At 60.7% G+C, this 16,517-nt stretch carries 11 protein-coding genes and 1 rRNA gene; 6 read left to right on the forward strand and 6 right to left on the reverse strand.

The genetic code is table 11. The features are described 5' to 3' along the window. Nucleotides 1-113, forward strand: a 5S ribosomal RNA gene (gene rrf, locus O3300_RS27275). A gap of 220 nt (nucleotides 114-333) precedes the next feature. Then, entirely contained in the window at nucleotides 334-1,197 is an 864-nt protein-coding gene (locus O3300_RS27280) for a CPBP family intramembrane glutamic endopeptidase (RefSeq protein ID WP_305054651.1), read from the forward strand. A gap of 22 nt (nucleotides 1,198-1,219) precedes the next feature. Here the strand turns inward: O3300_RS27280 and dacB are convergent, their stop codons facing one another. Both dacB and O3300_RS27290 read right to left on the reverse strand, forming a co-directional pair. Continuing rightward, nucleotides 1,220-2,722, reverse strand: coding sequence for a D-alanyl-D-alanine carboxypeptidase/D-alanyl-D-alanine-endopeptidase (gene dacB / locus O3300_RS27285; protein WP_099666054.1), 1,503 nt, complete (start codon nucleotides 2,720-2,722; stop codon nucleotides 1,220-1,222). Between the two features lie 8 nt (nucleotides 2,723-2,730). Further along, complete coding sequence (locus tag O3300_RS27290) at nucleotides 2,731-3,969, reverse strand: nucleoside recognition domain-containing protein (protein ID WP_034753725.1); 1,239 nt, start codon at nucleotides 3,967-3,969, stop codon at nucleotides 2,731-2,733. Nucleotides 3,970-4,185: 216 nt separating this feature from the next. On the opposite strand from O3300_RS27290, the gene O3300_RS27295 reads away from it, so the two are divergent. The 4 genes from O3300_RS27295 (at nucleotide 4,186) to O3300_RS27310 (ending at nucleotide 11,172) form a co-directional block, all read left to right on the forward strand. After that, nucleotides 4,186-5,997: an ABC transporter substrate-binding protein gene (locus O3300_RS27295; RefSeq protein WP_305054740.1), complete on the forward strand. Its 1,812-nt coding sequence runs from the start codon at nucleotides 4,186-4,188 to the stop codon at nucleotides 5,995-5,997. Nucleotides 5,998-6,216: 219 nt separating this feature from the next. After that, a complete protein-coding gene (locus O3300_RS27300; RefSeq protein WP_305054652.1) occupies nucleotides 6,217-9,009 on the forward strand; it encodes a TonB-dependent receptor in 2,793 nt (930 codons plus the stop codon). 89 nt (nucleotides 9,010-9,098) lie between these two features. Continuing rightward, nucleotides 9,099-10,178, forward strand: coding sequence for an LD-carboxypeptidase (locus O3300_RS27305; RefSeq protein ID WP_305054653.1), 1,080 nt, complete (start codon nucleotides 9,099-9,101; stop codon nucleotides 10,176-10,178). Nucleotides 10,179-10,251: 73 nt separating this feature from the next. Then, nucleotides 10,252-11,172, forward strand: coding sequence for a YihY/virulence factor BrkB family protein (locus tag O3300_RS27310; protein WP_305054654.1), 921 nt, complete (start codon nucleotides 10,252-10,254; stop codon nucleotides 11,170-11,172). 430 nt (nucleotides 11,173-11,602) lie between these two features. Here O3300_RS27310 and O3300_RS27315 read toward each other — a convergent pair whose 3' ends face one another. The 4 genes from O3300_RS27315 to aceK all read right to left on the reverse strand — a co-directional run bounded on the left by O3300_RS27315 (nucleotide 11,603) and on the right by aceK (nucleotide 16,505). After that, nucleotides 11,603-12,730: an acyl-CoA dehydrogenase family protein gene (locus tag O3300_RS27315; RefSeq protein ID WP_305054655.1), complete on the reverse strand. Its 1,128-nt coding sequence runs from the start codon at nucleotides 12,728-12,730 to the stop codon at nucleotides 11,603-11,605. Nucleotides 12,731-12,769: 39 nt separating this feature from the next. Then, nucleotides 12,770-13,438, reverse strand: coding sequence for an SDR family oxidoreductase (locus O3300_RS27320; RefSeq protein WP_305054656.1), 669 nt, complete (start codon nucleotides 13,436-13,438; stop codon nucleotides 12,770-12,772). 74 nt (nucleotides 13,439-13,512) lie between these two features. Next, a complete protein-coding gene (locus O3300_RS27325) occupies nucleotides 13,513-14,709 on the reverse strand; it encodes an acetyl-CoA C-acyltransferase (protein WP_099666058.1) in 1,197 nt (398 codons plus the stop codon). Beyond that, nucleotides 14,706-16,505 carry a bifunctional isocitrate dehydrogenase kinase/phosphatase gene (gene aceK, locus O3300_RS27330; RefSeq protein WP_305054657.1) on the reverse strand — a complete coding sequence of 600 codons (1,800 nt, stop codon included), beginning with the start codon at nucleotides 16,503-16,505 and terminating at the stop codon, nucleotides 14,706-14,708. Before aceK ends, O3300_RS27325 begins: the two co-directional genes overlap by 4 nt. Nucleotides 16,506-16,517: the final 12 nt, after the last annotated feature.

Here is a 16,517-nt window from a genome sequence, read left to right on the forward strand (position 1 = left end):
CCTGATGACCATAGCAAGTTGGTCCCACCCCTTCCCATCCCGAACAGGACCGTGAAACAACTTTGCGCCGATGATAGTGCTGCAACCAGTGTGAAAGTAGGTTATCGTCAGGCTTGTTATTCGCAGTAAGAGAAAAACCCGACCAGCAATGGTCGGGTTTTTTTTCGTCTGGCGCTTCCTTGCCGTTTCCCCTCCCGCTTTCGCTCATTCACCACGGGTGCATAAAATACAACATCTTTCGATATTTATATAAGTGCTTATATAAATGCTGCTACTATCGCTACATGAAACAAGAAAGCAGCAGCCACTCCCTGACAACCCACGAGGAAAGCGATGATGGACAGCACCCTGAGCATGGCAACGAAGAAATCCCCCCTGGCGCGCCTGATGGCCTATCCCCTGGTGCAGATCGTGCTGGGGATGGTTCTCACTTTTGCCGCGGTACCGCTGGTGATGGGTCTCGCTTCCCAGCTGGTGGAAAAGCCTTACCGCATCCTGTGGCCGCAGTTGCTGGCGGCGGTACTGGTGTGGTTAGGTTACCGTTTTTATGTACGCCACATCGAAAAGCGCCAGCCGGCAGAACTGGCGATACCGGGCATGGCGGGGGAACTGGGGCGCGGATTGCTGCTCGGCGCCGGACTGGTCGCCCTGACCTTCGGTGTGCTGGCTGCGCTGGGCGTGTATCAGTTTAGCGGCGTCAACGCCCTGAGCATCTTGTTGCTGTTCCCTCTGGCCGAACTGGTGCTGGTTGGCATGGCCGAGGAGATGATGTTTCGCGGCATCCTGTTCGGCGTGACGGCGCGTGCGCTGGGCAGCAAGGCTGCCATCGTGATCTCATCCCTGGTATTTGCCCTGGCCCATTTGCCCAATGCCGGCTTTTCGCTGCTGGCGATCATCGCGCTTGTCGCGTATGGCGTGCTGCAGGCGGCGCTGTATATGAAGACGCGCCGGCTGTGGGTGTGTATCGGCACGCACGTCGGCTGGAATTATTGCGTCGGCCAGGTATTCTCCTCGACCGTATCGGGCCATGCGGCCACGGATGGTCTGCTGCGCGGCGAACTGGCTGGCAATGCCGTGCTGACCGGCGGCGCCTTCGGCGTTGAAGGTTCGCTGGTGACCGTCTTGCTGATCGGCGCCGTCGCCGCGTACGTGCTGCGCCTGGCTTTTGCCAGCGAAGCACGCACGTCGCGCAACTAGCCCGCTACTCCGGCCTGGAACCTTATTGTCCGGCGACTGCCGGCGTGGCGCCGCTCCTGGCGACCCACTCGATCAGCGCATCGACGGCCGCGCGGCCATTGCCGTTACCCACCAGGTCGCTATTGATCATGGCGACCACCACGCATTGCTGGTTGTTGGCGTCGGGCACGTAGCCGGCGATGGCCACGACATTTTTTAACGTTCCCGTCTTGATGCGGGCCCGCGCGGCGGCCGGGCTGTTCAACAGGCGCTTGCGCATGGTGCCGTCCAGCGCCACGATGGGCAGGCTGGACTGGAACTCGGGCGCCCACGGGCTTTGCTGCATCGCCTGCAAGACGCCGGCCATTTGCGCAGGCGCAATGCGTCCCGTGCGCGACAAGCCGGAACCGTTGTCGACCAGCATGCCCTGGGTATCGATATGGTGCCGCTGGAACCATTCCTGGATGACTTGCCGCGCCCGGCTGGCCGTATCTTCCGGCGCCGCCATGGCGACGGGGCGGCTGCCCAGCCAGCCATCGCTCTGCAAACTGCCCAGGCTCAGGAACAGGGTGCGGGCCAGGGTATTGTCGGAGGTCTTGTTGATATCGCGCAAGACTTCCGGCAAGGCGCGCGCCACGTGGTCGGCCAGCATGCGCGTGCCGACCGGTTCGGCCGTCGGCGGCAAGCCCGTGCCTGGTGCTTCGCGCACCGTACCCGTAATCGTGCCGCCGAGGCGTTTCCAGGTGGCGCGGAACAAGCGGTCCGCATAATCGTTGCGATCGAGCACATTGATGCTGGTGGCCTTGCTGCAGTTTTGCGGGAAGGTGCCATGCAGTATCACCTGCAGCTTGCCGCTCGCATCGCGCCGGTATTCGGGCGGGCGCCAGCCATCTTCCCATTTGGCGCAACTGCCCTTGACCAGTTTCATGTCGCTCGTGATGCTGACATTCTCGAGCGGCGGCTGCATCTGGAAGCTCAATTGCCGCTCCGTCGCACTGATGTTGATATCGATCAGATTGGTGTTCAGAAGCAAGGCGTCGGGGATGACGTTGTAGCGGAACTCGGCCGACTCGTCGAAGGGCGCGGCGCCGATGTCGGGCCGGGCCGGCTGGAACAACTGGCGGTCGAGAATCAAATCGCCCTTGATTTTGACGATGCCCTGGTTGCGCAGGGTTTGCAGCATGTGCGCGAGCACGTCCGCATTGAAATCCGTGTCGGCGCCGCCGCGCAGGATCAAGTCGCCCTTCAGCACGCCATTGATGACGTCGGCACTGGTGCGCAATTCCGTGCGGCCGCGGAAGATGGGACCGAGCTGCTCCAGGCCCACGGCCGTCGTCACCAGCTTCATGGTGGACGCGGGCTGCATGCTGCGCTCGGCCCCATGCGACAGCACGGTGGTGTTGCCGCGCAAGACGATGGCGCCCATGGCGTCTTCCGGGATATTCGCGCTGCGCAGCAGCAGGCTGACGGATTCGGGCAATTGCGCGTGGGCGGTCGACAGGCCCAGACCCGCCAACAGCGCAGCCATCAGAACAGGACGTAACATGGTGCTCCTTAGTGGAAAAAGACGTAGGCAACGAAGACGGCCGTGATCACGCCAGCCAGATCGGCGATCAGGCCGGCCGTGATCGCATAGCGCGTCTTGCGGATGCCGACGGAACCGAAATACAGGGCCACGATATAGAAGGTGGTGTCGGCCGAACCCTGGAAGACGCAGGCCAGGCGGCCGACGAACGAGTCGACGCCGTAGGTATTCATGGCGTCGATCATCATGGCTTTCGAGCCGGAACCGCTGAGCGGCTTCATCATGGCCGTCGGCAAGGCGGGCACGAAGTCCGTATTGATGCCCAGGTTGGCGAAGAACCAGTTCATGCCGCTCATCAGGAAATTGAATACGCCCGCATTGCGGATCACGCTGATGGCCACCAGCATGCCGACCAGGTAGGGAATCACGGTGATCGACGTCTGGATGCCGCCCTTCGCCCCTTCGATGAACGCGTCATACACGTTCACCTTCTTGCGCAGGGCGCCGATGATGAAGATGGCGATGACGCTGATCAATACCAGGTTGCTGACCACCTTCGAGACCAGCTCGATTTCCTGTTTCGTCAGGTATTGCGTGAAGTACCAGATCATGGCGACGATGGCGCTCGTCATGCCGCCCATCCAGCCCAGCACGACCCTGTTGAGCAAGTTGATGCGTTGCTTGATGGATACCGTGATGATGCCGACCATGGTGGCCACATAGGTGGCGATCATGCAGGGGATAAAGATGTCGGACGGGTCGGCCGCGCCGAGGATGGAGCGCTGCGCCATGATGGCCAGCGGAATCAGGGTCAGCCCCGAGGTGTGCAGCACCAGGAACATGATTTGCGCATTCGTCGCCTCTTCCTTGTTCGGGTTCAAGGTTTGCAGGCTTTCCATGGCTTTTAAACCGAACGGCGTGGCCGCATTGTCCAGGCCCAGCAGGTTGGCCGAGAAATTCATCACCATGTGGCCCGTGGCCGGATGGTCTTTCGGAATTTCCGGGAAGATGCGCGAAAAGAAGGGTGCGATCACTTTCGCCAGCCAGCCGACGATGCCCGCTTTTTCGCCGATGTTCATGATGCCGAGCCACAAGGTCATCACGCCGGCCAGCGGCAGGGCGATATCCATCACGCCCATGCGCGCCGTCTCGAAGGTGCCGTCGATGATGCGCTTGAAGATATCGGTATCGCCGAGAAACAGCCACTGCAGCACTGCGGCCAGGAAGCCAACGAGGAAAAAGCCGGACCAGATGTAATTAAGTGCCATATGCGATCAGTTCTGTGTGTCGGGAGTAAAAAATGTCTGCAAACAAAGTATAGGGGCAGCCCGATACGAGTTGATGAAAGAATGCAGCAATCGCATGCCAAAAAGTTATAAGCTGGCAGCCTGTTTTCATTGGCGCCCCGTAGCTTGCCCGCGTAGTGTGGGGGATGCCCGTCGCTAATCGTTGTTCGTTACCTTGTCTGCACTGGATCACTGATGATGTTTTTACGCAAAACCGCCTGCGCCGCCGGCCTGGCCCTGTTGACGCTCTTTACCGCGCCCGTTCATGCCGCCGCCGATGCCGCGGCAGCGCGCGCCGGCAAGACCCTGCACCTGTTTTTGAGCACCAGCGAGACGGGCCTGGACCCGGCCGTGGCGTCCGACCTGGCCAGCCTGAACTTGATGGAAAACATCTTCGATCCGCTGCTGCGCTATGACTACCTGGCGCGCCCCGTGCAACTGCAGGGCAATACGGCGCGCGCCATGCCGACGGTGGAAGATGGCGGGCGTACGTACACCTTTCACTTGCAGCCCGGCATCTTCTTTACACAAGATCCCGCTTTCAAGGGCCAGCCGCGCGAAGTGACGGCGCAGGATTATGTGTACAGCCTGACGCGCCTGTATGACCCCAGCCTGAAGTCGCCGTGGCTGTTCTTGCTGGAAGACAAGCTGGTGGGCGATGCGGCCCTGAAAACCAAATTCAGCTACGACACGCCGATCGCCGGCTTGCAGGCGCTGGACAAATACACCTTGCGCATCCGCTTGAACGGTGTCGATCCGAACTTCCTGTTTTACCTGGCCATGCCGGCGACAGCCGTGGTGGCGCGCGAAGTGGCCGAGGCGTACCCGGCGGCAGGGCAGATCGGCAACCACCCCGTGGGCACGGGGCCGTTCCTCGTGAAGGAGTGGAAGCGCAGCGACAAGATCGTGCTGCAGGCCAATCCGACTTTCCGTGCCACCGTGTTCCATACGGAGGCCAAGGCGCTGGCCGCCTTGCCGCTGGACGCGCGCGCCATCGCCACCGCGCTGGAGGGCAAGCGCTTGCCGCTGGTCGAGCGCATCGAGGTGCGCATCGTTGAGGAATATCAATCGCGCATGCTGGGTTTTTTGAAGGGCGAATTCGATTACCTGGAGCAAGTGCCGGAATCGATGACGGACATGGTGCTGGAAAACGGCGCGCTGAAACCGGCATTGGCCGCCAAGGGCTTGCAGCTGACGCGCTTTCCCGTGCTGCAAACGTATTACATGTGGATGAACATGGACGACCCCGTGCTGGGCGGCATGAGCAAGGACAAGCTGGCCCTGCGGCGCGCCATCGCCCTCAGCTACAACGGCCGCGAAGACATCGCGCTGCTGAAAAAAGGACTGGCCTTGTCGGCCCAGTCGCCGCTGCCGCCGAATGTGCTCGGCTACGACAAGCAGTACCGCAGCCCCGTCGGCTACGATCCCGCGCTGGCGCGCGCCTTGCTGGACCGCTTCGGCTACAAGGCGGGCGCCGACGGTTTCCGCACCCAGCCGGACGGCACGCCCCTGGTCTTGACCATGCATACGGAACCGAGCACGGTGGGACGCTTGCGCGATGAATTGTGGCGCCGCAACCTGAACGCCATCGGCGTGCGCGTGGAGTTTAAAAGCGACAAGAAGACGGAAATCATCAAGGCCTCGCGCCTGGGCAAGGTGCAGATGTTCGAGACCAACTGGATCGCCGACTTCCCCGATGGCGATAACTTTATGCAATTGTTGTACGGCGGCAACGTTGGCCGCGCCAACTATGCCCGCTTCAACTTGCCCGATTACAATAAACGCTATGAGGAGGCGCGCCTGCTATCCGATACGCCGCGCCGACGCAGTCTGTACTTCGACCTGTTTCAGCTGATCCACGCTTACACGCCGTGGGTGTTGCTGACGCATCCCATCTCTGCCGACCTGCAACAACCGTGGCTAAAAAACTACAGGCGCCACCCCGTGGAATTCACGTCCTGGCGCTATCTGAACGTGGATAAAACCAGGGCTAGCCCCGCAGGCAAGTGACCATGTCGCTGAAAAGGGCATTCATTCCAAAAAGTTATGGTTAGGAAAGCATTTTTCATTGGCTGGGCCCGGATGCATCGCGCTACTCTGAAAATGAAAACAAATAAAGTCATGCGCAAATGTCATAAAAAAATGTACTGCGAGACAGACGTTGCGACGTGAAAAAAACAGCCTGACTTGAGAACTCAAGTTTCGATTGCCCAAATAAAGGAGAGACCCGTGAGATTGAAGAAGCTAGCGCAATTGGTGGCATTGATGGGGGTGGTGGGACCGGTGATGGCACAGGAAGCGGCGGCGCCAGCAATGCAACGGGTCGAAGTGACAGGCAGCAGCATCAAGCGGGTGGCCAAGGAAGGCGCGCTGCCGGTGCAAGTCATCAGCTTTGAGCAGATGGAAAAACAGGGCATCACGACGGCCGAGCAACTGGTGCGCACCCTGTCGGCGAATGGCACGGGTGCCGAGAACATGACTTCGGGCAATAACGTGTTCGGCGCCGACGCCGACCGTCTTGCCGGTGGCGCCTCGTTCGCCTCGCTGCGCGGGCTGGGACCGGGCGCGACCTTGGTACTGCTGAATGGCCGCCGCGTGGCCACGCATGGTGCCAGTGGCCGTGCCGTCGACTTGAATTCGATCCCACTGGGGGCGATTTCACGCGTGGAAATCCTCAAGGATGGCGCCTCGGCCATCTACGGCACGGACGCCATCGGCGGCGTGATCAATTTCATTCTGAAAACCAATTACAGCGGCGTGGAAGCGTCCGTTTCCACCAACGATACGCAGGCAGGCGGCGGCGCCACGCGCCGCGCTTCGCTGCTGGCCGGCACGGGCTCGCTGGAAGAGGACCGCTACAACATCATGGCCAGCCTGACCGTCGACAAGGCGCAGCGCCTGAATGGCAGCGACCGTTCCTTCGTCAGCGGCTTCCAGCCGGGCCGTGGCCTGTCGCCCGATACCACGGGCACGCCATTCGCCAACCAGATGTCGGGGCCGGGCACGGCACTGCAAATCCCCAATCCTGATCCGAAAAAACCAGGGACGTTTATTGGCGGTTACACCTTGCCTGGCGACCCGACGGTGTATCTGCAAGCCAATCCCCTGAGCTTCCAGGGCAAGTGCGACAGCATCGCCGGCATGTCGCAGTACCAGACGCAACTGTGGAAAGACGTGACCTCACCACTCAGCACCACGCATTCCTGTGCGTATGACTACGGCGCCGACTATGTGCTGCAATTCCCTGTGGAACGGGTCAATTTCCTGTCGCGTGGAACTGTCCAGCTGGCGCCCGACCACCGCATGTTTGTCGAAGTGCTCGGATCGCGCACCAAGGCCACGGCGATCCTGACGCCGATGCAGGTGCAGACGAGCATCGCCAACAAGGGCGTGTATCCGGTGGGCGGCGCGTATTACCAGGATTTGTCGGCCTATATTCCCACGTTCGACAATACCAAGCCGATTGCCTACAAATGGCGCGCCAATGAGATCGGTAACCGCACGCAGGAAAACACCACCGACAATGCGCGCGTGCTGCTGGGTTTTGAAGGCAACTTCGGCAAGTGGGATTACAAGACCGGCGTGTCCTACGCACAGAGCACCACCAAGACCAAGCTGACGGATGGCTATTCCTACACGGATAAGTTATATGCGGCCTTGGGGACAGGGATCATCAATCCCTGGGTGGGCGCGGGCCAAAGCCAGACGGAAGCGGCCAAGCAATTGATCGAGTCGACCAAGTTCCGTGGCGCCTTCCAACATGGCAAGACGACCCTGACGCAGATCGATGGTTCCGTTTCCGGCGAGCTGTTCCAGCTGCCGGCTGGTGCCGTGGCAATGGCGGCCGGCTTTGATTTGCGCCGCGAGGGCTACAGTTTTGAACAGGATGTCGATGCCAACCTGATTCTATTGGCGCCAGGAAATGCCGCCTTGAAGGATGTCAGCCGCAACGTCAAGGCCGTGTATGCCGAGTTGCTGGTGCCGGTCATGAAAGACCTGGAAATGCAGCTGGCCGTGCGTCGTGACGATTACAGCCAGGTGGGCGCCACCACGAATCCCAAGATTGCCTTGCGTTACCAGCCAGCCGACTTCGTCCTGTTCCGCGCCTCGGCCAGCAAGGGATTCCTGGCACCGAGTTTCGACCAGCTCTATTCAGGTGTATTGACGCAGGAATTGCCGAATGGTGTGAAAGATCCGGAAGGCTGTATCAAGCATCCCGGCGTGACCGAATACTGTTCCATTCCCCGCCTCATTTACACGACGGGCGGCAACCTGAACCTGAAGCCGGAGACGTCGAAGCAGGGCAGCGTCGGTATCGTCATCGAACCGGTGAAGGGTTACTCCGCCTCGTTCGATTACTGGGCCATCAATACCCAGGACCAGCTCCTGAAACGCACGCCGCAAGTCGTGCTGGCCAATTACCAGGCGCTGAACCAGTACATCTTCCGCAAACCCGATGGCACCATCGATTACGTGCAGGCGGGCTGGTTCAATGCAGGTGGCAGCCGCGTACGCGGCCTGGACGTGAGCTTGCGCGGCGAAGGCAAGGTCCAGGACGTGAAATGGACGGCAACCCTGGACGGCACGTATATGGACAGCTTCAAGTTTGCCGAATACAAGGGGCAAGAATACAAGGAGCTGGTTGGCAACTTCTACACGCGTGATTTGTACTTGCGCTGGAAACACAATGCCAGCTTCAGCGTATCGCGCGGCGACTGGAGCGGCTTGCTCGTGCAGAGTTTTGCTTCCGGCTACAAGGACCAGGTGCCGAATGGCGGCAAGGGTACGCCGCCACCGGGCTTCAAATCCGATGTGTCCAGTTACACCACGTACAGCTTGTCGGGCACGTACACGGGCTTCAAAAATACCACCATCACAGTGGGTATCCAGAACTTGTTCGACCGCGATCCGCCATTCACCGCACACAACGTGGATGACGTGGTGGGCGCCGGCTGGGACCCGCGCGTGGCCGACCCGCGCGGCCGTTCGCTGTCGTTCCAGCTGAAGTACAAGTTCATGTAAGGCAACCATGCCGGCGGCGATCCCGCCGGCATGCTAACCTCGTGCGGCGGCGCCTGGCGTCGCCGTTTTTTATTCCAGGAAAGGGCCGCATGTCCAGTCAGACCAATCTCAGCCGGCGCCACTTCGGCGGCTTGCTGGCCGCCACCCTCGGGGCGGCAGGCACACCGGCATGGGCGGCCGCCGCGCAAGGGAAGGGAAAACGCATGCAACAGCAACACGCATTGATCAAACCGGCGCGCCTGTGCGACGGCGACCTGGTCGCCATCATCGCACCGGGCGGTTTTACGGATGAGGAGTCCATCGCCAAGGCCCAGCGCAATATCGAATCGCTGGGACTGCGCGCCAGCCTGGGCGCGAACATCCGCGCCGTGCACGGCAACTATGCGGGCACGGTGCAGCAGCGCCTGGACGACTTGCACGCCGCGTTCCGCGACCCGGACGTCAAGGCGATCTGGGCCATCCGCGGCGGCTCCGGCTGCATTTCGCTGCTGGCGCTGCTCGACTATGGCTTGATCCAGCGCAACCCGAAAGTGCTGATCGGCTATTCCGACATCACGGCCCTGCACCTGGCCATCGGCCGCCAGACGGGCCTGGTGACGTTCCACGGCCCCGTGGCGTCATCGACGTTGTCCGATTACACGGTGACGCAGCTGCGCAATGTGCTGATGACGCCGCAAGATAATTACACGATCCCCATGGCGCTGGACAATCACCGCCGCGCGCAGACGCAGCCGAATTTCGCCATCCGCACCGTGCACGGCGGCCAGGCCACGGGGCGCTTGACGGGCGGCAACCTGTGCATGGTCAGCGCGCTGGCCGGCACGCCGTATGCGGCCGATTTCCGTGAACACATCCTTTTTCTCGAAGAAATCAATGAAGTGCCGTACCGCATTGACCGCATGCTGTGCCAGCTCGACCTGTCCGTGGGCTTCAACAAGGCGGCGGCATTGATGCTGGGCATCTTCGAGCATTGCGAGGCGGCCGAGGGCGATACGGCGCTGACCCTCGATGCCACCCTGGACCAGCATTTGCAGCCCTTGCGCGTGCCGGCCGTCAGCGGCTATTCGTTTGGCCACATCCGCCACCAGTTTACGATACCGATGGGCATCCTCGCCACCCTGGATGCGGATCGGCAAACCTTGACCTTGCTGGAAGCCGCCGTGAGCTAGTCTGTTCGTTCGCGCACGGCACAGTACGGGGATAGTCAGTATGCTAGGGGCATGTGCGGCAAGGCATCGGGCCATGCCGGCATCCTTGAACGGTTTGCTCATGATCAACCGCCGCGCCAGCGCCTACATTTTGAGCCACCCGCTGGCCTTCGTGCTGCAGGTGCTGAAGGGCTTTCGCGCCAACCAGGGCTTGCTGCTGGCGGGCGCCGTCGCGTATTACTCGCTGCTGTCCATCGTGCCTTTGCTGATGCTGGTGGTGGTGGCCCTGTCGCACGTGATCGCGCAGGATGAATTGCTGCAAACAATCGGCCATTACCTGGAATGGCTGGTGCCCGGGCAATCGAAGGCCATCGTGGCGGAAGTGGCGCATTTCCTCGACAATCGGGGCGTGATCGGCTGGCTCTTGCTGCTGACCATGCTGTTTTTCAGTTCGCTGGCGTTTACCGTGCTGGAAAACGCCATGAGCGTGATTTTCATTCACCGCGTGGCCATCCGCCGCCGCCATTTCCTCATTTCCGCCGTATTGCCGTACTGCTACATCCTGTGCCTGGGCGTGGGCATCTTGCTGATCACCCTGGTAGCGGGCAGCTTGCAGGTGATGAGCGAGGAAAGCGTGCGCTTTTTGCGCCACGACTGGGGCCTGGAAGGCGTGTCCGGCGTGTTGCTGTATTTGCTGGGGCTGGCGGGTGAAATCCTCGTGCTCAGCTCGATCTACCTGGTCATGCCCGTCGGACGGCTGTCGATCACGCATGCGCTGATCGGCGGCGTGACGGCGGCCCTGCTGTGGGAAATCGCGCGCCATGTGCTGGTCTGGTATTTTTCCACCTTGTCGCAGGTCAATATCGTGTATGGCTCGATGACGACGGCCATCGTCGTCATGTTCAGCCTGGAAATCGGCGCCACCTTGCTGCTGCTGGGCGCGCAAGTGATTTCCGAGTACGAAAGGGTGGCGCGTGGCGGCGAGGAAGACAAGCCGCTGGCGCTAAGGACTTGATAAGGACTTGATTTTAAATGGTTGTTGCATTGCACAAAAGTCTGTGCTATACTCCGTTCAGTGATTGAGATTCGCTTGCGAATAGTCTCACTATCCAGGCTCAGCGCGGCGACCGACAGGTGTAATGTCGATGGCGTGACAGTGCGAAAGAGTGGATTTTTGTAATTCCGGATACGTTGGTCGATTTACACTTGGAGTCACCATGCAGATAGCATGGGAGTCCGAAAATCAGGAGGCACTTTGCAGATAGCACTGGCGTCCATGACACGATTAAAGCATTGGTAATACATTGGAACAAAGCCTGCATATGTGCAGGCTTTTTTTTCGTCCATCGTTGGCAGTCGTACGGGGTCAGACCCGGCGGGGAAATACGCCCCAATGGGGCGTATTTCGATCACGAAGTGACTGACCCCAGCATTTGCCGTGGGGTTTACAAAGCCCGCGCAATCAAAATCTTCTGGATATCGCTGGTCCCCTCATAAATCTGGCACACGCGCACGTCGCGGTAGATGCGCTCGACGGGGAAGTCGGATACATAACCGTAGCCGCCGTGCACCTGGATGGCGTCCGAGCAGACTTTTTCCGCCATTTCCGACGCAAACAGCTTGGCCATGGCCGCTTCTTTCAGGCATGGCAATCCCGCATCCTTCATGGCCGCCGCGTGGCGTATGAGTTGCCGCGCCGCTTCGATTTGCGTCGCCATGTCGGCCAGGCGGAATTGCACGGCCTGGTGTTCATAGATGGGCTTGCCGAAGCTTTCACGGTCGCGCGCATAGCTCAGGGCCGCTTCGTACGCGGCGCGCGCCATGCCCACGGCTTGCGAGGCGATGCCGATGCGTCCGCCTTCCAGGCCGGACAGGGCGATCTTGTAGCCTTGCCCTTCTTCGCCGATCATATTTTCCGCCGGGATGCGGCAATTCTCGAACAGGATTTGCGCCGTGTCCGACGAATGCTGGCCCATCTTCTGTTCCAGTCCCGCCACGATGTAGCCGGGCGTGTTCGTCGGTACCCAGAAGGCGCTGATGCCGCGCTTGCCCGCCGCCTTGTCGGTCACGGCCATGACGATGGCCACGTCTGCATACTTGCCGCTGGTAATGAACTGCTTGGTGCCGTTGATCACGTAGTCATTGCCGTCGCGCGTCGCCGTCGTGCGCAGGGCCGCCGCGTCGCTGCCCGTGTGTGGTTCCGTCAGGCAAAACGCACCCAGCATGGTGCCTTGCGCCAGCGGGCGCAGCCATTGTTCCTTTTGCGCATCGTTGGCGTACATCATGGCGATACTGCACACGGGGCAATTGTTGACGGAAATGATGGTCGAAGTGCCGCCATCGCCGGCGGCGATTTCTTCCAGCACCAGGGCCAGGGACACATAGTCGAGGCCGGCGCCACCGAGCGCTTCCGGCACGGCCACGCCAAAGGCGCCCAGCGCGGCCAGTTCCTGCAATTCTTCTTTCGGGAAATGATGTTCCTTGTCCCAGCGGGCCGCGTTGGGCGCCAGGCGCTCGCGCGAAAAACTGCGCAGCGCTTCCTGGATCATGGTCTGTTCTTCATTGAGTATCATGGGACGTCGTCTCGTTTGTTTTTATATGGTGTGGTGGAATTACCAGGCTATGGGCTTGCCATCGTAGTTGCGGAACACGGCCTTGTCCGTGGCCGGCAGGCTGGCCAGGGTGGCGCGGATGCCGGCAGCGCTTTCCTCGGGGGAAATATCGGCGCCGGCACCGCCCATGTCCGTGCGCACCCAGCCCGGGTGAAACGCCACGCAGCTGACGCCTTGCGGGCCATGCACGAGGGCAGTGTCGATCAGCACGGAATTCAGGGCCGCCTTGCTGGCGCGGTACAGCGAACCGGTGGGATTGCCACGTTCGCTCAGGGAACCCATGTGCGAGGACAGCACGGCCAGCTTGCCTTTTGCGTTGGCCACCAGCGGCGCCAGGATCGGCAGCAGCCGCATGGCCGCCAGCACGTTCGTGTGCATGACGAGGTCGAAATCGGCTTGCGCGGGGAAACCGTCGTGGCGGGGGCCGTACACGCCCGCGTTGAGGATGGCCACGTCGAGCTTTTCATCGTCGAGTTTCCAGCCCAGGCCGGCACAGCCTTCCACGTCCGTCACGTCCAGCTGGTGCGCTTCCGCGCCCAGTTGCGCGAGGGCGTCGCAAGCGTCCGGTGTGCGGGCCGTGGCGATGACACGCCAGCCATCGTGACGGTATTGACGGACGATTTCGTGGCCGATGCCGCGCGAGGCGCCGATGATCAATGCGGTAGGCATATGTTTTCTCCCTGAAAATAAAATGAAAGGGCGCGCACCGTGAACTGCGGTGCGCGCCCGGGCTCAGGAAGAGCTTATACCAGTTCGATCGCCATCGCCGTCGCTTCGCCGCCGCCGATGCACAGGGCCGCTACGCCGCGCTTGCCGCCGGTTTTTTTCAGGGCGCCCAGCAGGGTGACGATGATGCGCGCGCCCGAGGCGCCGATCGGGTGGCCCAGCGCGCACGCGCCGCCGTGGATGTTGATCTTGCTGTGTGGAATGTCGAGGTCGTGCATGGCGGCCATCGGCACGGCCGCGAACGCTTCATTGATCTCGAACAAGTCCACATTGCTGCTGCTCCAGCCCGTTTTCGCGTACAGTTTTTTCACCGCGCCGATAGGGGCCGTGGTGAATTCGTTCGGTGCCTGCGCATGCGTGGCGTGGCCGTGGATTTTCGCGATGACGGTGCAACCGAGCTTTTTCGCCGTCGATTCGCGCATCAGCACGAGGGCTGCCGCGCCATCGTTGATCGACGAAGACGAGGCGGCCGTGATGGTGCCATCCTTCTTGAACGCCGCCTTCAAGGTGGGGATTTTTTCCAGGCGGGCTTTTTGCGGGCCTTCATCGATGCTGACGATGGTGTCGCCGCCGCGGCCGGACACGGTCACGGGCACGATTTCCCATTCGAAACTGCCATCCTTGGTGGCCGCTTGCGCGCGTTTCACGGATTCGATGGCGAAGGCATCCTGCGCTTCGCGCGTGAAGTGATATTGGCTGGCGCACTCTTCGGCAAACGTGCCCATCGAGCGGGCGTTGCCCTTTTCATCGCGGCTGTAGGCGTCTTCCAGGCCATCCATCATCATGTGGTCATAGATCATGCCGTGGCCGATGCGATAGCCGCCGCGCGCCTTCGGTACCAGGTAAGGGGCGTTGGTCATCGATTCCATGCCGCCCGCCACTACCACGTCGGCGCTGCCGGCGAGCAAGGTGTCATGCGCGAACATGGTCGTCTGCATGGCCGAGCCGCACATTTTCGACAGGGTCACGGCGCCCGTGGAATCGGGCAAGCCAGCCTTGCGCAAGGCTTGGCGCGCTGGCGCCTGGCCCTGGCCCGCCATCAGGCAATTGCCGAAAAACACGTGTTCCACGGCATCCGGCGCCACGCCGGCCCGTTCCACGGCGGCGCGGATGGCCACGGCACCCAGGTCGCTGGCGGTGACGTTGGCAAAGTCGCCCTGGAAGGCGCCCATGGGGGTGCGCGCGGCACCGACGATTACGACTGGATCATTCATGTTGGATCTCCGGTTAGGGGTGGGGATGATGACTGCATACAAAAACGCAGGTGCTGCGGATAAGGGAAGACGTCCTCGATGTGGCCGTCTTCGATGCGCTGTTTGCGCGCCTGCCAATATTGCGCCGTCAGCAGGTCGGCATGGTGCTGCATGAAATAGCTGCGGATGCGGGGATTGCCCAGCAGGAAGGTGCCGAATTGTTCGGGAAACACATCGTGCTTGCCGATGGGATACCAAGGTTCGGCCGACATTTCTTCTTCCTCCGTGCGCGCCTGGGGAATGACGCGGAACTGGCAATCGGTGATGTACTCGATTTCATCGTAATCGTAAAAAACGACACGTTGATGACGCGTGACGCCAAAATTTTTATACAGCATGTCGCCCGGAAAGATATTCGCCGCCACCAATTCCTTGATGGCGTTGCCGTACTCGACGATGGCGTGTTCGACCAGGTCGTCGCGGCCTTCCTTCTCGGCATTGCTCAGCCACATGTTCAGCGGCACCATGCGCCGCTCGATGTACAGGTGGCGGATGATGATCTGTTCGTGGTCTTCTTCGATCAGCGAGGGCGCGAACTGTTTCAGCTCGGCCAGCAATTCTTCCGCAAAACGGGCGCGGGGAAAGGCCACGTTGGAATACTCGAGCGTGTCGGCCATGCGGCCCACCCGGTCGTGGTGTTTCACCAGCAAGTATTTTTGCTGGACTTGCGCGCGCGTGGTTTCCTTGGGCGGCGGGAAAAAATCCTTGATCACCTTGAAGACATACGGAAACGACGGCAGGGCAAACACGAGCATCACCAGGCCGCGGATGCCGGGTGCGCTTTCGAAGTGGTCCGACGAGTGTTTCAAATGCTGCAGGTAGTCGCGGTAAAACAGCGTCTTGCCCTGTTTTTGCAAGCCCAGTATCGTATAAATCTCACTGCGCGGCTTGCGCGGGAGCAAACTTCGGAGAAATTGCACGTAGGCCGACGGCACTTCCATATCGACCAGGAAATATGCGCGCGTAAACGAAAACAGCACGGCGATCTGCTGCTGCTCGAACAGCACCGTGTCGAGCACCAGCTTGCCGTGACGGTTGTGCAGGATGGGCACGACAAACGGGTATTCGCGGTTGCCGTTGATGCCCTTGCCGACCAGATAGGCGCCCTTGTTGCGGTAGAACAAACTGGTCAAGACCTGGATCTGGTGGTTCGGTTCGATCCTGTCGCCGCCGAACAGCTGCTGCAGCCGCGCTTCCACCTGGGCCACGTCACGCTCGAGGTTGGCAAATGCGCAGTCCAGCTGGAAGTGCGTCAGCATGCGCGTCAGGGTGTGGCGCAAGCCGTCCTTGCCCGGGTAATACACGCGGTAGGTGGGGACCGGGTCTTGCGTGTCGATGTATTCCGTGGACACGACGGGACGCACGAAAATATAGTCGTTATTGAAATACGTGCGGTGCAGGATGTTGCAGCAGACGGAATTGAAGAAGGTTTCCGCCAGTTCCGGCTGCTTGTGTTCCGTCAGCATGCCGATGTAGTGCAGCTTGAGTTCGCGCCACACTTCATCGCTCAACTCCGACTCTTCGTACTCATCTTCGAGCATCTGCACGCATTCCTGCACGCGCTTGTCATAAAAGTCGATGCGTTCGCGGGCCGCCGTCTGTGCCGCGGCCCAGGCGCCTTGCTCGAAATACTGCTTGGCTTGCTGGCTGGTTTCGCGGAACAGGCGGTAATGCTTGTCGAAGCCGTCGCGGATGGTGCGCGCGATATCGAATGCAATCTGGGAAGAGAGCAATTTGGGGAAGGCAATGTGCGTCATAGCTGTGCTCGC

The organism is Janthinobacterium sp. SUN206 (assembly GCF_030587305.1).
Taxonomy (GTDB): Bacteria; Pseudomonadota; Gammaproteobacteria; order Burkholderiales; family Burkholderiaceae_D; genus Janthinobacterium; species Janthinobacterium kumbetense.

Coding starts and splice junctions, on each gene's coding strand:
- aceK (WP_305054657.1), bottom strand. CDS start 16,505: ATGACGCACATTGCCTTCCCCAAATTGCTCTCTTCCCAGATTGCATTC.
- O3300_RS27280 (WP_305054651.1), top strand. CDS start 334: ATGATGGACAGCACCCTGAGCATGGCAACGAAGAAATCCCCCCTGGCG.
- O3300_RS27305 (WP_305054653.1), top strand. CDS start 9,099: ATGTCCAGTCAGACCAATCTCAGCCGGCGCCACTTCGGCGGCTTGCTG.
- dacB (WP_099666054.1), bottom strand. CDS start 2,722: ATGTTACGTCCTGTTCTGATGGCTGCGCTGTTGGCGGGTCTGGGCCTG.
- O3300_RS27290 (WP_034753725.1), bottom strand. CDS start 3,969: ATGGCACTTAATTACATCTGGTCCGGCTTTTTCCTCGTTGGCTTCCTG.
- O3300_RS27310 (WP_305054654.1), top strand. CDS start 10,252: ATGCCGGCATCCTTGAACGGTTTGCTCATGATCAACCGCCGCGCCAGC.
- O3300_RS27295 (WP_305054740.1), top strand. CDS start 4,186: ATGTTTTTACGCAAAACCGCCTGCGCCGCCGGCCTGGCCCTGTTGACG.
- O3300_RS27320 (WP_305054656.1), bottom strand. CDS start 13,438: ATGCCTACCGCATTGATCATCGGCGCCTCGCGCGGCATCGGCCACGAA.
- O3300_RS27315 (WP_305054655.1), bottom strand. CDS start 12,730: ATGATACTCAATGAAGAACAGACCATGATCCAGGAAGCGCTGCGCAGT.
- O3300_RS27325 (WP_099666058.1), bottom strand. CDS start 14,709: ATGAATGATCCAGTCGTAATCGTCGGTGCCGCGCGCACCCCCATGGGC.